Source organism: Sporosarcina luteola, from assembly GCF_023715245.1.
GTDB classification, from domain to species: Bacteria; Bacillota; Bacilli; order Bacillales_A; family Planococcaceae; genus Sporosarcina; species Sporosarcina luteola_C.
Genome location: NZ_JAMBNV010000004.1, coordinates 75,954 through 93,963 on the forward strand (window position 1 = coordinate 75,954; position 18,010 = coordinate 93,963).

17 protein-coding genes are annotated in these 18,010 nt (G+C 42.7%); 2 read left to right on the plus strand and 15 right to left on the minus strand.

Annotated elements, in window-relative coordinates:
* Positions 1–3 precede the first annotated feature (3 nt).
* Both M3152_RS15595 and M3152_RS15600 read right to left on the minus strand, forming a co-directional pair.
* The gene (locus M3152_RS15595; RefSeq protein WP_251696510.1) at positions 4–933 is read right to left on the minus strand and encodes a polysaccharide deacetylase family protein; all 930 of its coding nucleotides are present in this window, start codon (positions 931–933) and stop codon (positions 4–6) included.
* 105 nt (positions 934–1,038) lie between these two features.
* On the minus strand, positions 1,039–1,605 hold the full coding sequence (locus M3152_RS15600; protein WP_251696512.1) for an AAA family ATPase: 567 nt from the start codon (positions 1,603–1,605) through the stop codon (positions 1,039–1,041).
* A 113-nt stretch (positions 1,606–1,718) separates the two neighbouring features.
* On the opposite strand from M3152_RS15600, the gene M3152_RS15605 reads away from it, so the two are divergent.
* Positions 1,719–2,048 (plus strand): YqzG/YhdC family protein, encoded by a 330-nt coding sequence (locus M3152_RS15605; RefSeq protein WP_251696514.1) that lies wholly within the window; start codon positions 1,719–1,721, stop codon positions 2,046–2,048.
* 177 nt (positions 2,049–2,225) lie between these two features.
* On the opposite strand, the gene M3152_RS15610 is transcribed toward M3152_RS15605, so the two are convergent.
* The 4 genes from M3152_RS15610 to M3152_RS15625 all read right to left on the minus strand — a co-directional run bounded on the left by M3152_RS15610 (position 2,226) and on the right by M3152_RS15625 (position 6,482).
* Positions 2,226–3,071, minus strand: a complete 846-nt coding sequence (locus tag M3152_RS15610) for an MBL fold metallo-hydrolase (protein ID WP_251696516.1) — start codon at positions 3,069–3,071, stop codon at positions 2,226–2,228.
* Positions 3,072–3,102: 31 nt separating this feature from the next.
* Complete coding sequence (locus tag M3152_RS15615) at positions 3,103–4,158, minus strand: LLM class flavin-dependent oxidoreductase (protein ID WP_251696518.1); 1,056 nt, start codon at positions 4,156–4,158, stop codon at positions 3,103–3,105.
* 281 nt (positions 4,159–4,439) lie between these two features.
* The gene (locus M3152_RS15620; RefSeq protein WP_251696519.1) at positions 4,440–5,102 is read right to left on the minus strand and encodes a reverse transcriptase-like protein; all 663 of its coding nucleotides are present in this window, start codon (positions 5,100–5,102) and stop codon (positions 4,440–4,442) included.
* Positions 5,103–5,138: 36 nt separating this feature from the next.
* Complete coding sequence (locus tag M3152_RS15625) at positions 5,139–6,482, minus strand: amidohydrolase family protein (RefSeq protein WP_251696521.1); 1,344 nt, start codon at positions 6,480–6,482, stop codon at positions 5,139–5,141.
* Between the two features lie 113 nt (positions 6,483–6,595).
* Here M3152_RS15625 and M3152_RS15630 point away from each other — a divergent pair, with 113 nt between their 5' ends.
* Positions 6,596–7,495, plus strand: coding sequence for a helix-turn-helix domain-containing protein (locus M3152_RS15630; RefSeq protein ID WP_251696523.1), 900 nt, complete (start codon positions 6,596–6,598; stop codon positions 7,493–7,495).
* An 82-nt stretch (positions 7,496–7,577) separates the two neighbouring features.
* On the opposite strand, the gene M3152_RS15635 is transcribed toward M3152_RS15630, so the two are convergent.
* The 9 genes from M3152_RS15635 to allC all read right to left on the minus strand — a co-directional run bounded on the left by M3152_RS15635 (position 7,578) and on the right by allC (position 17,771).
* Entirely contained in the window at positions 7,578–8,510 is a 933-nt protein-coding gene (locus M3152_RS15635) for a DMT family transporter (RefSeq protein ID WP_251696525.1), read from the minus strand.
* Between the two features lie 250 nt (positions 8,511–8,760).
* Positions 8,761–9,213, minus strand: a complete 453-nt coding sequence (locus M3152_RS15640; RefSeq protein WP_251696527.1) for a YueI family protein — start codon at positions 9,211–9,213, stop codon at positions 8,761–8,763.
* 89 nt (positions 9,214–9,302) lie between these two features.
* On the minus strand, positions 9,303–10,241 hold the full coding sequence (gene arcC / locus M3152_RS15645; RefSeq protein ID WP_251696529.1) for a carbamate kinase: 939 nt from the start codon (positions 10,239–10,241) through the stop codon (positions 9,303–9,305).
* A gap of 120 nt (positions 10,242–10,361) precedes the next feature.
* Positions 10,362–11,636: a DUF1116 domain-containing protein gene (locus M3152_RS15650; protein ID WP_251696531.1), complete on the minus strand. Its 1,275-nt coding sequence runs from the start codon at positions 11,634–11,636 to the stop codon at positions 10,362–10,364.
* Positions 11,637–11,681: 45 nt separating this feature from the next.
* Positions 11,682–13,430, minus strand: a complete 1,749-nt coding sequence (gene fdrA / locus M3152_RS15655; protein WP_251696533.1) for an acyl-CoA synthetase FdrA — start codon at positions 13,428–13,430, stop codon at positions 11,682–11,684.
* Between the two features lie 92 nt (positions 13,431–13,522).
* Complete coding sequence (gene allD / locus M3152_RS15660) at positions 13,523–14,572, minus strand: ureidoglycolate dehydrogenase (protein WP_251696535.1); 1,050 nt, start codon at positions 14,570–14,572, stop codon at positions 13,523–13,525.
* 54 nt (positions 14,573–14,626) lie between these two features.
* Positions 14,627–15,676 (minus strand): ureidoglycolate dehydrogenase, encoded by a 1,050-nt coding sequence (gene allD / locus M3152_RS15665; RefSeq protein WP_251696537.1) that lies wholly within the window; start codon positions 15,674–15,676, stop codon positions 14,627–14,629.
* Positions 15,677–15,700: 24 nt separating this feature from the next.
* Positions 15,701–16,468: a (S)-ureidoglycine aminohydrolase gene (gene allE, locus M3152_RS15670; RefSeq protein ID WP_251696539.1), complete on the minus strand. Its 768-nt coding sequence runs from the start codon at positions 16,466–16,468 to the stop codon at positions 15,701–15,703.
* 55 nt (positions 16,469–16,523) lie between these two features.
* Entirely contained in the window at positions 16,524–17,771 is a 1,248-nt protein-coding gene (gene allC / locus M3152_RS15675) for an allantoate deiminase (protein ID WP_251696656.1), read from the minus strand.
* Between the last annotated feature and the right edge of the window lie 239 nt (positions 17,772–18,010).

The following is an 18,010-nucleotide window of genomic DNA, read 5'->3' on the forward strand; positions in this document are numbered from 1 at the left end:
TTTTTAATCAATTCGGTTTTCGCTCATCAGATCGCTCACTGTTCCGAGTCGAAGCCCTTTCGCTTTAATATCAGCTATCATTGCCCCTAGGCCTTTAGCTACAGGGTCGGTTGGATGCATCAGGATCATTGAGCCGTTCTCCACTTTTGATACGACGCGCCGCACCATTTCAGAGGGTTCGGGTTTTTTCCAATCTACCGTGTCGACCGTCCATAATATCGTTTTCATATTAAGTTCATGTGCAACATCAATCGTTTGTTGATTGAAGCTTCCACTAGGCGGTCCAAACCATTTGGGCTTGAAGCCGATTGTTTGCTCAATGACATCATTTGTCTTTGAGATTTCTTCCATCGTCTCGGTCCTGGAACGTTTTTGAAGATCAGGATGACTATACGCATGGTTGCCGATTTCATGACCTTCATTATAAATCATCAATGCCAGATCGGGATTCTTCTTCGTCCAACTGCCGTCGAAGAAAAAAGTTGCTTTCACTTGTTGATCATTCAGGATGTTAAGGATAGCGGGGATATATTCATCTCCCCACGCCACATTAATAAGAAGAGAAACCATCGGCTTGTCAGGATTCCCCCTGAAAATTGGCTGAGGATCCAAATCATCCAAATGAACAGCGGGAGGAACTTCTTTAAAAACGAGCTTTGTCTCGTCGAACTTCCCTGCTGTCTTCATCTTGTCATAACTGGCGTCGACTTCTACAACCAACCCATTATACCCCGGCATCGCCTTCCAGACCCTATCCACCTTGGCATCGATTGGTTTGATTTCATGCTGCTCACTGTAAGATTTGATCTCCTGATAAAGGGCTTCATTTATCACAGCATTTTTTATTGTTGAGTCTTGGAACATAGCATTGCTAGGAATTCCGAAAGTTCCCGCTGCTAAGATAAACGCGCCGACAAGCAGTAAATACTTCATGATGTCAATTTCCCAGGCCAGTTATCGTTTTTCATTGCCAGTCCTCCATTTGGATATAGTGGCCTTACGATTCCCGTTCGGATAGGAACTATACTTGGCCAGTGACTAGCGGATATGTTTTGCCATCCCAACAATTCTCTGGATAACATCCTCAACTTCACCACTGTTTTTAATTACAAATAACTGATCTGCTTCTCCCTCAACTGGATCTACGACGTCTTCCTTAAGCGAATCGGCGTTTTGCCGAACGAGTACTTCTTCGAAATTGGACGCGCTTCTGAAGATATCCGTATCACGTTGACTGTTCGCAATGCGCGATTGAAGTACAGCATCCGGCAGGTCAAAGTGGACGAGGACCCGATGGAATTCATTTTCAGGAAAGAACTGTTCAAGCAAATATGCGCGACCTTTCCGGCTTCGATTTGAATTGCAAATAATGAGATGGCAGTCGCTATGCTCTTTCGCATAATCGACAATTAGTCCGGAGATTGCGTGCTTCAGCGTATTCGGTCCTGTCTTCGGTTGGATGGACTTGTAGTATGTATTAATAAATGCTCCATGGTTATCTTGATCCATCACAATGGAGTTAGTTAGTTTTTGTTCCAAAGCCTTTGCAAATGTAGTTTTTCCGCTATGTGTCTTTCCAACAGTAAGTATGACTAGCCTTTTCATTGCCACATCTCCTATTCTTACAATCTGCAAATCAGTTATTCGCGCACGGACAGAATGAATCCAAGCAAATGACTCATCCTAACAGCATCAGCCTAATAAGGAGTTGAAACTTCATGAAAAATTTACTTGTAACGCTTGGATTAATCATGTCAGTTCATGCATCGGTAGCAGATATTACTATCCCTACGCAGCAGCACGAACAAACACCCGCATACGCCAAATGGGGAGCACTTGCGGTCAAAGAGACAAAACAAAAATACCCCGACGCAAATATTGTCGACTACTTGCATATCGGGAGCGAAACAAAAGACGATACAACCATTGAAAAGTTCAAGTTATGGTTAAAAGACGACCAGCGCGAATTCGGCGTTATTATCCACATCACCTTCACCACAAATACCGGCAACATCATCAAAATCGATTTTCAGGAAACCGACAGATAAAAGTTAATAGCGGTGCCTGTGCAGCACACTAATCAGTTTATTAACTACAATTGAATAAACTGACAACGGAAACACTGTCTTTGCCACGTCAAATAATAATTCTGCATTATATTTATCCATAATGTTAAATAGTCATAAATGTATCTTGCACAGGCACCCACACAATTCTCACACAATTCACCATCCGTTAATGAAGAAGCCGATTGTTTCGATTTCGTCTTCGTTCAATTCTCGTTGCAGGGTGCTTGCCATTTCTTTGCGGACGGCTTCTTCGTTCCCTGCATGTTTTTGGGTGAGCAGGGCTGCGTTTTTCAGCAGCTGCAAAAACGAGCTGAATTCTTCTTTCGTTAAAGGCGCTGGATGATGGGAGAGGAAGTAACTATCTGCATCGTATTTTTCTAATTGCTGAACGAGCTTCAGTATTTTTCCCACCGTATAATTCCACTTTTCCGCATACAGATTCGCATAGAGGCAATCCCCTAAAAACAGTGCCTTTTCTTCCGGAATGAACACAATGCATGAATCGCTTGAATGGTCGCCGCCGATGTGTTCAATTTCACAAGTCACTCCACCTACATGTACTGTCATTCGATTTTCGAAGACAATCGTAGGAAGCTGAACTTGGATATCCCGCTCAGTACCGAATTCTTCCTTGATTGCGTCTGCACAAAAAGGGATTTCCGTTCCTTCCTCTACTCGTTGATCCAAGTCTTCGTCTTCCCAGGACAGAGACTGCATTTCTTTAATATTTCCGTAGGTCTCCTTACAGGAAATACTCGGTACGGCAATTTCACGCATGCCAAAGACATGGTCCCAATGCCAATGGGTGAGGATGAGTAGATCCGCACTGATTCCAATTTCCTCTAGCTGTTGTAAAAAAAGCTTGGCGTGCTGTGAGGAATTACCGGAGTCAATGAGAACTGTCTTTTCTTCCCCGACAATCGCCCCTAGGATCGGGCGGTCCGTTACTTGAACAGGCGGTAAATAATAAAGTCTATCGGATATCTTCGTTAGTTTTTGCATTTGTCTTCTCCTTACTTTATAGCTATATCTGTTATTGCGCGTTTTCTTTTTCCCATCGTTCAATTTCAGCTCTGACAATTGGAGCCACTTCCGTTCCTAGCAGCTCAATCGCCCTCATAACGTCTTCATGCGGCATGGAACCGACAGGAACGTGGAGCATGAAACGTTCAACTCCGACATTTTTACGGAGGTAGATGATCTTCTCTGCGACTGTGGCTGCATCTCCTACGTACATGGCCCCTTCCAAACTGCTCGCTGCTTCGAAGGTTGCACGCGTGTACGGCCCCCACCCTCGCTCTTTTCCTAAGACATTCATTACTTGAGCCGTTGGCGGGAAGAATTTATCCTTTGCTTCGGCTGTTGTCTCTCCTACAAACCCATGGGAATGGGATGCAATCTTTAGCTTCGATACGTCATGTCCCGCCCTCTCAGCAGCTCGTTTATATAACTCCACAATCGGCGCAAACTGCAACGGACTGCCGCCAATGATTGCAAGTACAAGAGGAAGCCCGAGAACGCCAGCACGCACAGCCGACTGCGGGGTTCCTCCGCTCGCAATCCAAATTGGCAAACGATCTTGTTCAGGTCGTGGATACACACCTAGATTCGGAATGGTAGAACGATGTTTCCCATTCCATGTAACCTTTTCGGAGTCATTGATTTTCAATAGTAATTCCAGTTTCTCATCAAACAATTCATTATAATCCTGAAGATCGTAGCCAAAGAGAGGAAACGATTCGATGAAGGATCCCCGGCCCGCCATTATTTCAGCACGGCCATTTGATATCGCATCAACCGTTGCAAACTGTTGGTAGAGCCTTACAGGGTCGTCAGAGGACAAAACAGAGACTGCACTCGTCAATTTAATTCGGCTTGTCCGTGCGGCCGCTGCTGCAAGCAGAACAGCAGGCGATGAGCAGGCGAAATCTTCACGATGATGCTCCCCTACCCCGAATACATCCAACCCGACTTTATCCGCCAACACGATTTCTTCCACGACTTCACGGATGCGTTCCGCATGACTAACAACTTTACCCGTTTCTACATCAGGCGTCGTTTCCACGAATGTTGTAATACCGATTTCCATTTTTATTGCCTCCTAATTTACTCAGTAGCTTTTGCCCTATTGTATACCAACATTGAAGTAACAGCTGTTCCAAGGCATTCGCCATTCAATTCAAAAAGTGAGCCATTCCTGGCATAACTCCGGAGGCAACTGAATAAATTTGAACATATGCTTGCAAAGGAGTGATCGAGTGGCAAAATGTAAAAAATGTGGTGCAGACAAATCCCAATGCAAGAATTGCAAAAAATGCAGTTAACATAGGTTATTATGAAATGCTTTTGTTCCCATACCGGGAACTTTTTTTATTCCTTCGCTCTTTCGATTGTTGCCGATACTTCAATACCATTCATTGCTTGTGTCGCTAGCCGGTCTGCCTCGGCATTCTTTTTTCGCGATACCAACTCATATTCCGGTCGAATTCCAAGCTCTTTCATTTTCGCTTCAATTCGATCTCCCCAACTGTATAGATTGTTTTCAATGACTGGCCATTCCTCGCTCAGATGATTGATGACGACCCGGGAATCCCCGATGAACCGTACGGAAAGGTCATGAACGTTCAACAGCTCCAACTCTTGCAAGCAAAAATGAAGTGCTGCATATTCGGCTTCGTTATTCGAGATCAGCTCTGTTACAGCTATGTTTCTTCTTAGACGATAAGACGTCCCGTTCTGATCGTAGTAAATGACACAGCCTAAACCAGCAGCCTTCGTCGTCAGGTCGAATCCCCCATCAAAATAAACCGTAATATTATGCGGTTCCGTTTCAATCCCTTTCAAATAGCCCTTCATTTCCTTAACCGTCCACGAACTGTCGAAACGGTCGATGAACTTTATGCTTTTTGCGCGCCCCGTCCTCTCCAAATCTTCCGCAATGCGAACAGCCTGTGCTGCATCCATCTCCTCGGAACGGAAAATGGTCTCCATCCCTTTAGGCGATTTGTATATCCATTCCACTATGACGTTCATGGCTTTTCCCTCCAGTGGTAATCACTGCTTCATTATTTACAAGTATTCATCTGTTTCCCATTTCCTTTGGAATTCACTAAATTGTTGTTCCATATAATCTTCACTAGGCACATGAGTAAGGATTTCCTCTTGACTAAAAACTTTCCCCCCCTTAATGACTCGATGAATATCCTTTGTATGTTTAATATCCTCTAACGGATTGTTATTTAGAATGATAATGTCAGCAATATTTCCTTCTTTTATTGCCCCGACTGCATCTAAGTTAATTGATCGTGCCGCTTTTATTGTCGCCGCTTGCAAAGCTTCCATCTCAGTCAATCCAATTTCAACGAATAATTCCAGTTCTCTATGCAACGCCATACCCGGAATGGTCCAAATTAATGCCGGGGTATCCGTACCTGTAACGACAGTCCCTCCCAGATCAAAGTAGGTTTTCGCTATCTTTTTTGTAAACTTGTTGAGCTTGCCAACTTGTTCATTTAATAGATCTATTTGCTCAGACATATTGCGCCAGTGCTCAATGAGTATATTATTCTTTTCGAGCGACTTTGTTATATTGTTTTTTGGATACCAATAGTCTGGGGACTGCTCCACTTGATCAGTAACAACGAGAGTTGGGCAGAGCTTTACATTATAGTGAATCATTTGTTGACAAAGCTCTTGTATCTTATTCTCATCAGGTGTATCCCAGTTAATGTGACTCCACTCCGTTTGGTCGGCTGATGGATACCATCCTGGATAAATCGCTTGTGCAAATCCAGATGCATGTTCAAACCAAGTGACACCAATTTGCGCGGCATCTAAGGCATTCAAGTCCTTTGAATGGATAAGATCACAGCTAACTTCCACCTCAAACTTCTTTGCCTCGTCAACTGCTGCGTGCATCACTTCCCTGTTTGCCCAGCCATAGACTTTTATAAATTTCGCTCCAGCGCCAACTTGTCGTCTTACTTCTTTTCTAGCTTCGACAGGATCATCAGTAACGAAGTTTCCAAAGCTAGTTTGCCCCCAAAGCCCCGGAGTACCGTCAATCATTCGATCCGCGGCATATACAGTAGGTGATGGTGCATCGATGGGTGCATGTATCAAGTTTTCAAGCATGTATACATTCCCCGCTGTATTCCGCACCGTCGTAACCCCAGATGCCAAAAAATGAGGTGCAAATCTTTCTTGGATATGACAATGCATATCCAACAAGCCAGGGATAATATATTTCCCCTGCGCATCAATGACAGAAACCCCTTCCGGCAATGGATCATTAGATTGGTAAACCTTCCGTATTTTAGTTTCCTTAATTTCAATCGAACCGAAAAATGACCTACCATTCTCCACATCAATAATCATTCCATTTTTGACAACATAATTCATATACTCAACCATTTGTCATCCCCCTTTTTAAAAAACGAACTATCTATATCCATTTTATAGTAATATTTAAATGAACACGGAATAGTTTTCATATAGTGGAATCGAATTGTAGGAGGGGGATTTGAATGAAAGCATATGGGGAAACGCTTCGGCAAATTCGTGAACAAAAGGGGTTAACGATGAAGGAACTATCCGAAGGGATATGTTCAATTTCATTTTTATCAAAATTTGAACGTGGCGATTCTGACATTAGTCTCGGATTATTAACTGAGATTACAAAAAAACTAATGATCGGTCTTGATGAGTTTTTATACATTCACAATGAGTACAATCCCGATAAACTTGAGCAATTCTTTAAAAATGTAAACACTGCTTATTATGAAAGTAATTCCGTACAGTTGAAAAACTTAAAGAATGAGGAAATGAGAAAATGGGAGAAGTACAAAATTCCTACATACCAGTACAATATGCTGATGATTGAAGTGTTTGAAAATATTGTTGATCATAATGCTATAGATAAGGAAGCGAGCGAGGAAGACATTCGGCTATTGTCCAACTATTTATTTCGCGTCGAAGTATGGGGATATTATGAATTCATGCTTTATAATGCAACGATGCTATTTCTTACGCCTGAAATGGTTGCACAGCTTTCCAAAACTGCATATGAAAAAAGCAATCGATACCATCAGTATAAAAAGGTGAATGACGTCATTATAACAATTATTATGAATACCATTACGTATTTATTGGGACCCGTGAATGATTTTGATAAACCAATAATATTTCAAGCTGAAATAAATGAGTTCTTCTCCTATTTAGAGCAACTTGCCCTGCCAGAGAATCATTTATTCGAGAGGGTGAATTTACTTCATTTACGTGGCGCTTATGATTTAAAAACAGGAAATATAGAGAGCGGAACAAACAAAATCCAACAATCCATTCAAATCCTGAGTGATCTAGGTTCGCAAGGTTTTGCGAATCGATTAGAACAGTATTTGCAACAAATCTTAGAGCATACCCGATAAGCCGTACACACTTAGCAGTGATGCCTGTGCGGCAAACTATACTGATTATGCACTACACAGGCAACTACTACGTCACGTGCCCCTAGCTTCGCTTGACGCTTCCTGATACAAGGATGGATCCTAATATCACGATGATCGCGCCTATGATAAATTGTAAATTTACCGCCGTCCCGATAAACACAATTTCGGTTAGGATTGCCCAAAACACATACGTATTGTTCAGTGATTGTCCTCTAGCGGCTCCGATTAAATCAATTGATGAGTAGTATAAGGAATAGTTAAGAGTTCCTAAAAGTCCTGCGATGACGATGACCCATACGATGCTTGATGTTGCCGCTTCAAACACTAGAGGATAGCCACTCATCAATGGAACGAGGATAACTCCATAACTGAGGGCTGAAGTGATTTGCCTAATATTAATCGCATACAGCGGCACGACCTCTTTTCCTCTCATTCCCCAAGCACCGATCACGCCTTCAAGTCCCCAAAAGATGGCCGCTCCTAATGAAAACAATATCCCGATGAAAAAGGTGCTCTCAGTATCGAACTTCGTTGGAACATATGCCAATATAATGACACCAATAATGCTCAATACAACGCCGGACCATGTTCTTCCGTTCATTTTCTCCTTCAAAAAAAAGAAAGCAAGCACTGCTCCTATGCCAGGAAATATTGATGCAATGCTTGCTGCGTACGTTACTCCGGCGTATTGAATCCCGAGAAAATAAAAACTCATAGCCAACGGTCCGCCTGCCAATGCACCCATCACTAAAATAGCGCCACTCTTCGTTTTATAAAGCTTTAAGACATTGATAAATTCCCCTTTAACAATCATCAGCAACGAAATCCAAATTGCAGAAAAAAAGTCATGCATGAAAGCAGCAATTATTGGGGCTAGCATGACGAACTCTTTAAAAGGTGTACTCGCGATAATTATACCAATTATTACAGTGTCCACTCCCCACGCTATTGCGGAAGTAGCCCCTAGGCCTATACCTTTAGCACTTTTTTTCATCAAATTTACCTCTTCTCGAAAATCATCTAGCCTGCAATCCACTCCTTATTAATTTGTCTATCATCGAGAATATTATACCTACCCAAATTTGGGGTGCCTGTGCAGCAAACTATTCTGCCTATTCACTACAATTGAGTAAAAAAAATAAAGAAACCAACAGATTCAATGATCAGTCAGCTTCTTTATGAGTTTTTATACAAATAGTTGAATTGTCATAAATGAACCTTGCACAGGCACCGACACAATTAGCTTACCGATTGTTCGGCTTAAATAGCTTGGCGATGAGGGAGAGAGGGCTTTTCTTAGTGCTCTTTTGGGGCTCAGTAGTGGAAATTTCTCTTGTTACAAAGATCTCCTCTTTATTGATGGCATGGTCATATGCGAGGATTAGACCGATTTCAGTTTCATGTTCTTGATTTGTAACATATCTGTAAGAGACATCATATTTGGAAGCAATCTTCGTGTATTTTGACAGCACGCGATAGTGTATATTGCCATTCAAGTATAGACGGGCCTCTCTATTTTCTTTTAGGGCCTCTTCGACTTGTTTATATACTCCTCTTTCCCTCACTTGCTCTTTTGTAAGTGCAATGACAATTCGCTCACGGATTGTCCCAAGAAATTTCCGACGTTCGTCTGGTTTCGTTACTCTCGGGCCATAAATCCCTTGCTGAAGATAATCATCAATATTATTACCAGACATCGAAATACCTCCTCTGTTCATGTTCAATTCATCTGTGATATATACCAATATAGACAAAAGACAGCTACTAGAGCTGCCTTCTGGTTATTTTATAGTGTTACACGCGTGCCTGTTTTGCCTTCAAGTGCATCTTTAAGCTTGTCAATGGAAGTGATGACAACGTTTTTGCCGCCTTTTTCTAGGAACATAATCGCAGCTTCAATTTTCGGACCCATGCTTCCTTTCGGGAAGTGGCCTTCTTCCATATAACGAAGTGCTTCTTCAACTGTCATTTCAAGCAGGTTTTGTTGTTGTGGAGTTCCGAAGTGGATCGCCACTTGTTCAACACCTGTTAGGATGAATAGGTAGTCTGCTTTTACTTCCGCTGCAAGTAATGCACTTGCGAAGTCTTTATCGATAACTGCATCTGTACCTTTTAGGATACCGTTTTCTTCAGTGACAGGGATTCCGCCGCCGCCAGCTGTAATAACAGTGATTTCTTTGTCAAGAAGTGCTTCGATCGCTTCTTTCTCAACGATTCTAACTGGTTTTGGAGAAGCGACAACGCGTCTATATCCGCGACCGCTATCCTCGATGTAAGAAATCTTCTCTGTCTCAAGGATTTTGTCTAATTCTTCTTGTGTGTAGAATGGACCAATTGGTTTCGTCGGATTAGCGAAAGCTGGATCCTCTTTAGAAACAACGGATTGTGTAACAACTGTTGCAATCGGTCTGTTAATGCCACGTTCAACCATTTTGTTCTTGAATTCTTGCTGGATCAAATAACCAAGATTACCTTGTGTTTCAGCGTCCAATACATCTAGTGGATAAGCTGGAACAACAGATTCTGCCATTTGGTTTTTAATTAGCGTATTCCCCACTTGCGGACCATTTCCGTGAGTGATTACAACTGTGTTACCTTGCTCGATCAAATCAAGGACTGGACCACTACTTTCACCAATGTTCTGGATTTGCTCTTCAAGCGTACCTTTTTGTCCTTCTTTAATGATGGCATTTCCACCGATAGCTAATACAACTCTTTTACTCATTGATAACTCTCCTTTACTCACGCGAGTATGACTTTCACTTCCATTGGAAGCATTCTTTATTTTACAGAAAAGAGGAGAGGAGAGGAACTAGCTTTTAACAATTCCTCTCCAAAAAATCCATTATTCTGCTTCGATTAAACCAAGTTTCACTGCATATGCATCGATTGCTTTTTCAAATGCAGCCAATGGAGCACGAACAGTACCCGCACCGATTTGACCTACACCAGCTTCTTTATGAGCGATACCTGTGTTGATAACCGGCTCGACTCCTGTTGCAACAACTTTTCTTGCATCGATTCCAAGTGGTGCACCTTTAAAGTCCCATGTTGGAATTGAGAAGTTAGGGTTGTGATCGATACAAATATCCATCATATCGTTACTTGTTCCAACTGCATCGTCCATACCGCCGGCACCAACGAAACGTGTAACACCAGGAGCCGCAATCATTGCCATTCCGCCTACGCCGAATGTTTCAGTGATTGCACTGTCACCCATGTCTTTACAAGCCATGTCTTGGTCGTATCCTGTGAAGAATAGACCTTGTGGTGTATTTACTGGTGCTGTGAACCATTCGTCACCCATACCAGCGATACGAATTCCGAACTCATATCCGTTACGGCACATTGCAGTTACAACTGTACCATGTTGGATTTGTCTAGCTGAGTCCATAACCGCTTTTGTTGAAGCCATTGCAATGTTCAAGAAGTACTGATCTGTGTCAGCTAGGAATTGAATGACATCTTGTTTGTCTTTTTCATCGACATCAGTTTGTAGAATGAATGGAACGATGTCTTTCAAGAAAATTAGTGAACCAGCAATATTACGTTGGTGGAACTCGTCACCCATTGTAATCGCTCTTGCCATCATTACGTTGACGTTTAGGCCGTCACCTTTAATATGAAGAGCTTTGGATAGAGTTGGACCAAGAACATCTCTAAACCAATTTAGACGGTTGATAACTTCTTCTGAGTACGCGCCGAAACGAAGTACTGCACCGATTCCTTCGTTCATTGTGCAGTAAGCACGGTTTCCGCCGTCCTGATTTTCGACGACAAGAACAGGCATACTTCCAGATGTGATACCGCCCATTGGGCCAACTGCATTTACGTGGTGACATGGAATGAATTCGATTTCTCCGTTTTCAAGCATTGCACGTGCATCGTCAGCATTCGTTGCCCAACCTTCAAATAATGTTGCACCAATACAAGATCCTTGCATCGGGCTAGTCATGTTTTCCCATTTAATTGGTGGGCCGGCATGAAGTAATACTTTCCCGTTTAGTTCGTCAATAACAGATTTCGCTGGAACTACATCCAATAGAAATGGTGTCCCTGATACAACTTTATCGATAACCGCTCGGTTTGCTTCATCAATCGTTTTAAATTGTCCGTACATTTGGTTTCCTCCTGAAAAATCAATATTTCCTAACGCTTTTGTTTATTATTTAAGTAGGCTCAAGATTTTGCGCAATCTTGGGTTTCCGCCAGCAACTGGACGCCAGTCATATTGAACGACTCTGCCACCGTTTGCAGTAATTGAATTAGTGAAGCTCTTCAAACCAACGTTAACAACGCTTGGTTTTTCATTCAATAGCTTCTCGATTGCTTCTGAAACCGTGAAGTCTACGTTTGCAGCTTCTACAGTCGCAGGAACTACTTCTTTTGTTCCAACTTCTACTTCAATGCCAAGCATTGCTAAAGCAGTAAGAGTAGCTTGGTTGTTGCTATCACGGATGATAACGCCAGCTTCTGCTAATTTTGCTTTTTGCTCATCAATGCCTTGTGGGTCTTGGTCCGTACCACAAACAGTTGCTACGAAGTAAATGTTTTTGCCTTTTGCTTTTGTTTCTTGTTGGATTTTTTCGATGCCTGGAAGCAATGCACCAGCCATATCTTCGTGTGCACCATATCCAAGAACAAGGTCAAATAAGATAACTGCTGTTGATTCGTCTTGAGCAGCTTTTTGGAAGAACTGGATTCTTGTATCCGGATCGATCATTGGGTGTGGTTTACCTTGTGTGTAAATATCATCCCCAAGGTCAATTACTTCAAAACCGTCTGCATTTAGAAGGTAGCCAGCTTGGTCATGGTCAGTTTCTCCAAGGTTTAAGCCTCTGCTGATCAACGTAGCTGCTTCATATCCAAGCGTACCGCCTGAATATAGACCTTTGATTGTTTTTTGTTCTGGCTTCAATTCAACCGCAGGTACATCTGAATGTAGCGTGTTGTAATTTGATTTGATTTCGTTGCCTTTTACTAGATCTACAGCAAGTGCAGCTGTCTCTTCTAGTGTGTTTGCATAGTAGACATTTCCTTCATGGTTATGCGGCTCTTCTCCAAGGAAGATTGCAACAACCGGTTTTGAAATGCTGTGCAACAATTGGACAACTTCGTCACGGACTTCTTTTGCAGGTGGCTTAGAGATAAGTGTGATCACTTCTGTTTGGTTGTGCTGCGCCAATGCTTTCAGGCCATCAAGCATCGTGATTGCACCGATCTTGTCAGCAAGGTCACGGCCGCCAGTACCAATTGCATGGCTTACACCAGCGCCTAGACGATCAATTTCAGTCGTAACTTCTTGGATTCCTGTTCCGGAAGCTCCGATGACACCGATTTTCCCTGTTTTCACTACGTTTGCGAATGCAAGAGGAACACCGGAAACGATAACTGTACCAGCGTCAGGACCCATTACGAGAAGACCTTTTTCATGCGCCTTTTCTTTGATGCGACGCTCATCTTCAATCGTTACGTTATCACTGAAAATCATGACGTGCATATCTCTGTCAAGCGCTTTTTCCGCTTCTTCAGCAGCGTATTGGCCTGGTGTAGAGATAACAGCAATATTTGCATCAGGAAGTGCATTTACAGCTTTGTCCCAAGAGTTAACCGTTTCAAAAGCTTCTTTACCAGCGCTAATTGCTTGGTTGCTTAGATAGTTATCGATTTCCTCGAGTACTTCTTCAATTTTCTCTTCCTGTTCCGTATCTACAACGATACACATATCATTTGAAGCGGCATTATCTAGTTCTTCTGTGTAAAGATCAGCAGCTTTGAGGATATCCTTGTTAGCAGGTGTTCCCATCATAATTTGAACTTTAGTAATGCCTTCCATTGTTGAAATCTTGTTCGTTAGAAGCATTAGGTTAACTGAATCCTGGTATGAATTCTGTTTTACGATCGTATAAAGCATGTTTTCACGCACCTCTTAAATTATTTTTTTGTAAAATCCGCACAGAAAAGGGGGTGGCCACTTAGTTGACCACCCTTTATCCTTAAAAAGTCTTACTCAGCAAAAGGGCTTTTATTATCAAATGCATTGTTGTGAACAACATCTGAAGTTAAATATTCATAAATGTGATCTACAATTTCAATGCCATTTTCCTCGTACTGCTTCTCCCTTTCGGCACTTCTTTGTCCAGGGTAGGAAACATGATCGAAACCAGGAGCAGGCTTAATGTTATTGAGATCTTGCATCGTTGTCGCAATGCTTTCTTGGAACGCGCCTAATCCTGTAAAGTATTCCGGATTGATGACAATGTGTAGCTGTCCAAGATTTCGATATTCGGTGAGATCATGGTACATGGAGGACACTTTGTTTCCAAAAGGAAGTCCAAGCAGAATTCCGGATAAGACGTCCACCATCATCATGAGTCCGTATCCTTTTGGTCCCGCTATCGGTACCAATGCATTCACTTTAAATGGATCAGTAGTCGGGTGTCCTTCACTATCAACTGCCCATGTATCAGGAATGGATTCGTTTTTTGAACGTGCATGGAGAATTTTCCCCCAAGCTTGAACGGTTGTAGCCATATCAAATGTAATATCCTTACCGTCTTTGCCTGGTGCAGCAAAAGCGATTGGGTTTGTTCCGTAATAAGGCTCTGCTCCGCCAAAAGGAACGACCATCGGATCTGATTGACAAACTGAAATGCCAATCAAATTCTCATTTGCAGCTTGTTGAACAAAATAGGAAAGTGCGCCGCTATGACCGATTCTTCTCACGCCGACAACAGCAACTCCGTTTTCTTTTGCCATTTGAATTGCTTCGTCCATTGCCAATTTAGCAGCGACATGCCCTACACCGTTATCACCATCAAAAATGGCTGTAACAGGACCCGTCTTTTCAAATTTGAAATCAGGATTTGCATTCAGGCCGCCTTTAGCAATTCGCTCTGCGTAATACTCTACACGCATAGCTCCATGGGAGTGGACTCCCCTGGCATCTGCGTGAACGAGCACGTCAGCAACACCACGCGCATGATCCTCAGTCAATCCTGCTTTATGCAACTTCGTTGTAATCAACTCGTTCAACTGCTCACTACTTACTCTCATTCCGCTCACCCCTATTAAGTTTTACACCGATGCTCTCTATTTAAAGAATGGATATCATTCAGCGAATGGGTTCTTATGGTCATATTGGTTATTATGGATGACATCCGATTTTAGATACTCATAAATGTCATCGACAATCTCAATTCCATTTTCCTTATAATCTTCAATGACTACATCATTGTTTTGACCCGGGTAAAGGACTTTCGAAAAGCCTGGTGCCGGTTTGATCCCATTCAGATCGTCCATCGTTTGGGTAATGTCATCTTTGAAAGATGTCAAACCTGTAAAGAATGCTGGATTGATGACAATATGAAGTTGTCCCAATTTCCGGTATTCCGCCAAGTCTTCGTACATTGACGAAACTTTATTGCCGAACGGAAGTCCGAGAAGGATGCCCGAGAGAACATCCACCATCATTGCAAGGCCATAACCTTTTGGACCTGCGATTGGCAGTAAAGCATTAACGTTCATTGGATCTGTAGTTGGCTCCCCATTGCTGTCAACCGCCCACGTGTCAGGGATTGATTCGTTCTTGGAACGAGCATGAAGAATTTTCCCCCACGCCTGAACAGTTGTCGCCATATCCAATGTAATCATCTTTCCGTTACTGCTTGGCGCAGCGAAGGCAATCGGGTTTGTACCGTAGTAAGGCTCGGCGCCGCCGAACGGAACAACCATTGGATCTGATTGACAAACGGAGAAGCCGATCAAGTCAGCATCTGCTGCTTGGTTTGTGAAGTAGGATATTGCTCCGCTATGAGAGATATCTCTTACTCCGATAATGGCAACTCCACTTTCCTTCGCCATTTTGATTGCTTCATCCATAGCTAATTTCGCTGCTGTATGGCCGTTTCCGCCATCGCCGTGGAATATACCTGTTGCCGGGCCTGTTTTTTCAAATTTAAAGTCCGGGTTTGTATTCATTCCACCCTTGGCAATTCGTTCAGCATAATACTCGACGCGCATTGCGCCATGGGAGTGAATGCCTCTCTCGTCGGCAAACGTTAGCACGTCTGCCGCGACATCAGCATGTTCCTCTATTAGGCCAGCCTTTTCAAGCTTTGTTTTGATTAGACTTTTCAAGTCATCTCTACTTACTCTCATCTTGACACCTCTTTACTGGGATTATTATAGTGATGCATCCCGATTACAATCTTTGGAATAGACATATGTCAAAGGCTCTCTGCCGACTGCATAAGCTGCTTGGTGCACATATGGTGCCATGAAAATGTAATCGCCTTTTTTAACTGGAATCCATTCATTATCCAAGTTGTACATGCCTTCACCTGATAGCAGGTACGCGCCATGTCCTTGATAATGAGTTTCTACGAACGGATGGCTTGCTGCAGGATCGAATGAAAGGATATGGAAGTTCATATCGAATTCAAGATCCAACGGCAATAGATCTTTCAGGTGAACGTTGTGCATATCGTCATAGTTCATGTACTCGATAGCATTCGCATGCCCGGAAACAACCCATGGCTTACGTCCATCTTTTAATGGAATGTGTTTTTGTTTGTATAGGAATAAACGGGAATCGCCGGACTCCATGTTTTCCAAATACATTTTCACGCCTGGTGGGCAATATAGGTAGCCGCTTTCTTCAAGAATGAACTCTTGGTCGTCAGCTTTCGCTTTCACTTTTCCGCTAATAACATAAACAAAGCTCTGTACGTCTTCTTCACCGCAGAAGCCTTCGCTGTTCTTGCCGCCTTCATGCATTGTAACCATATAGTCGACAAAGCCCGCACCCAGTTTCGGTGAAGCTAAAATGGAGATTCTGCAATTTTCAAATCCAGGGATGACGTTATTTACTAATCCTTCTGGAGCGATTAGCGCATATTGTCCTGGCTTAATAATTGACCTGCTTGAAAGTATATCTTGTGGATAACCCATCGTTACATTCTCCTCTGTTTGTTTATATTTCCGGGTAAACACCCGATTCAAAAAGTTATTCTTTATAGCCCAACTCATATAGAGCACCGATCAGCGCTTTAACACCTTCCGCCAAATCAGTGGGCTCTGTATATTCAGCCGGGTTATGGCTGATTCCTTTCAGACTCGGAACAAACAGCATAGCTGTCGGCACAACAGGAGCAAAGATTTGGGAATCGTGACCCGCACCGCTGTGCATCACTTTATAATTGAGGCCATTTTCTTTACATTGTTTTTCAATGAGCTCAACAACTTTTTGATCCATTGGAACTGGATCTTCATCCATCCATAGATCAATGTCCATTTCAACTTCATGCTCTCTGGAGATTTCTTGCATCCTAGCCGTCATTTGTTCTGTAAATGACACGATCGCTTCTTTTTCAGTATGACGAACATCGATCGTGAAAATTGTCTTTCCTGGAACGACGTTTACGATGTTCGGATAAGCTTCAATCTTTCCAACAGTCGTCACCAATGGGTCTCCGATTTTTCTAGCCATTGAAATGATTTCATGAATCATATGGCTAGCCGCAAACATGGCATCTTTCCGATACCCCATCGGCGTTGTTCCGGCATGATTAGCTTCACCCGTTATCTCAACCGTATACCGTCTTTGTCCAACAATGTTATTCACTACACCAATAGCCGTTTTCTCGGTTTCTAAAACGCTGCCTTGTTCTACGTGAACTTCCACGAATGCTGTCAGATCCTTCCGCGGACCTTCCGATTCTTCTTTAAAGTCGAAACCTGCATTCTTCATTGCTTCAACAAATGGGACGCCATCGAAATCCGTAATTGTTTCAACGTCTTCTCGTTTGGCTAAACCGACAATGTTTTTGGATCCCCAGAACGAGTATGGGAAACGGCTTCCTTCCTCTTCAGCCATTGAAACGACTTCAATGTTTCTGACTGGTTGGCCGAAATGCTTTTTCAAGTATTTCAACGCAATGATGCCGGCGATGATGCCATATGCACCGTCATAGCGTCCACCGTTTGTCACTGTATCTACATGGGAGCCTGTCAAAACCGTTTCGTTAGCGTTCTTCCCTTTTAATGTACCGTACAGATTTCCGATTTCATCAAAGCGAGCTTCAAGTCCTTCGTTTTCCATCCAGTCTTTCAAAGCGTGTTGACCTTCAACCCACTCTTTTGTATAGAGTAAACGAGAAACACCGCCCTCGGAATCTTTGCCGAAATCGCCGAGCCAATCAAGTCTGCCGGCTGTTTCTTCCGCCAAATCAAGCTTTTGTATAATGTCTTTCATATCGTTCACCTATTTCACCACCCTTTTCCGCGTTATGTATGCTTATTATTATTGTAGAACGCAATTATTGTTTGTAATCATACGGATAGTATGCAATGAATCGTCTTTCATAAACGACTGACTTTTTAGCTCCACCTCTAATTGTAAGCGTTCTAAACTAAATAGTCTTTAGCGTGAGTTGATAAAGATTTATCTATTATTTATCTAAATTGGATAACAAAATAAAAAAGAGACAGCGC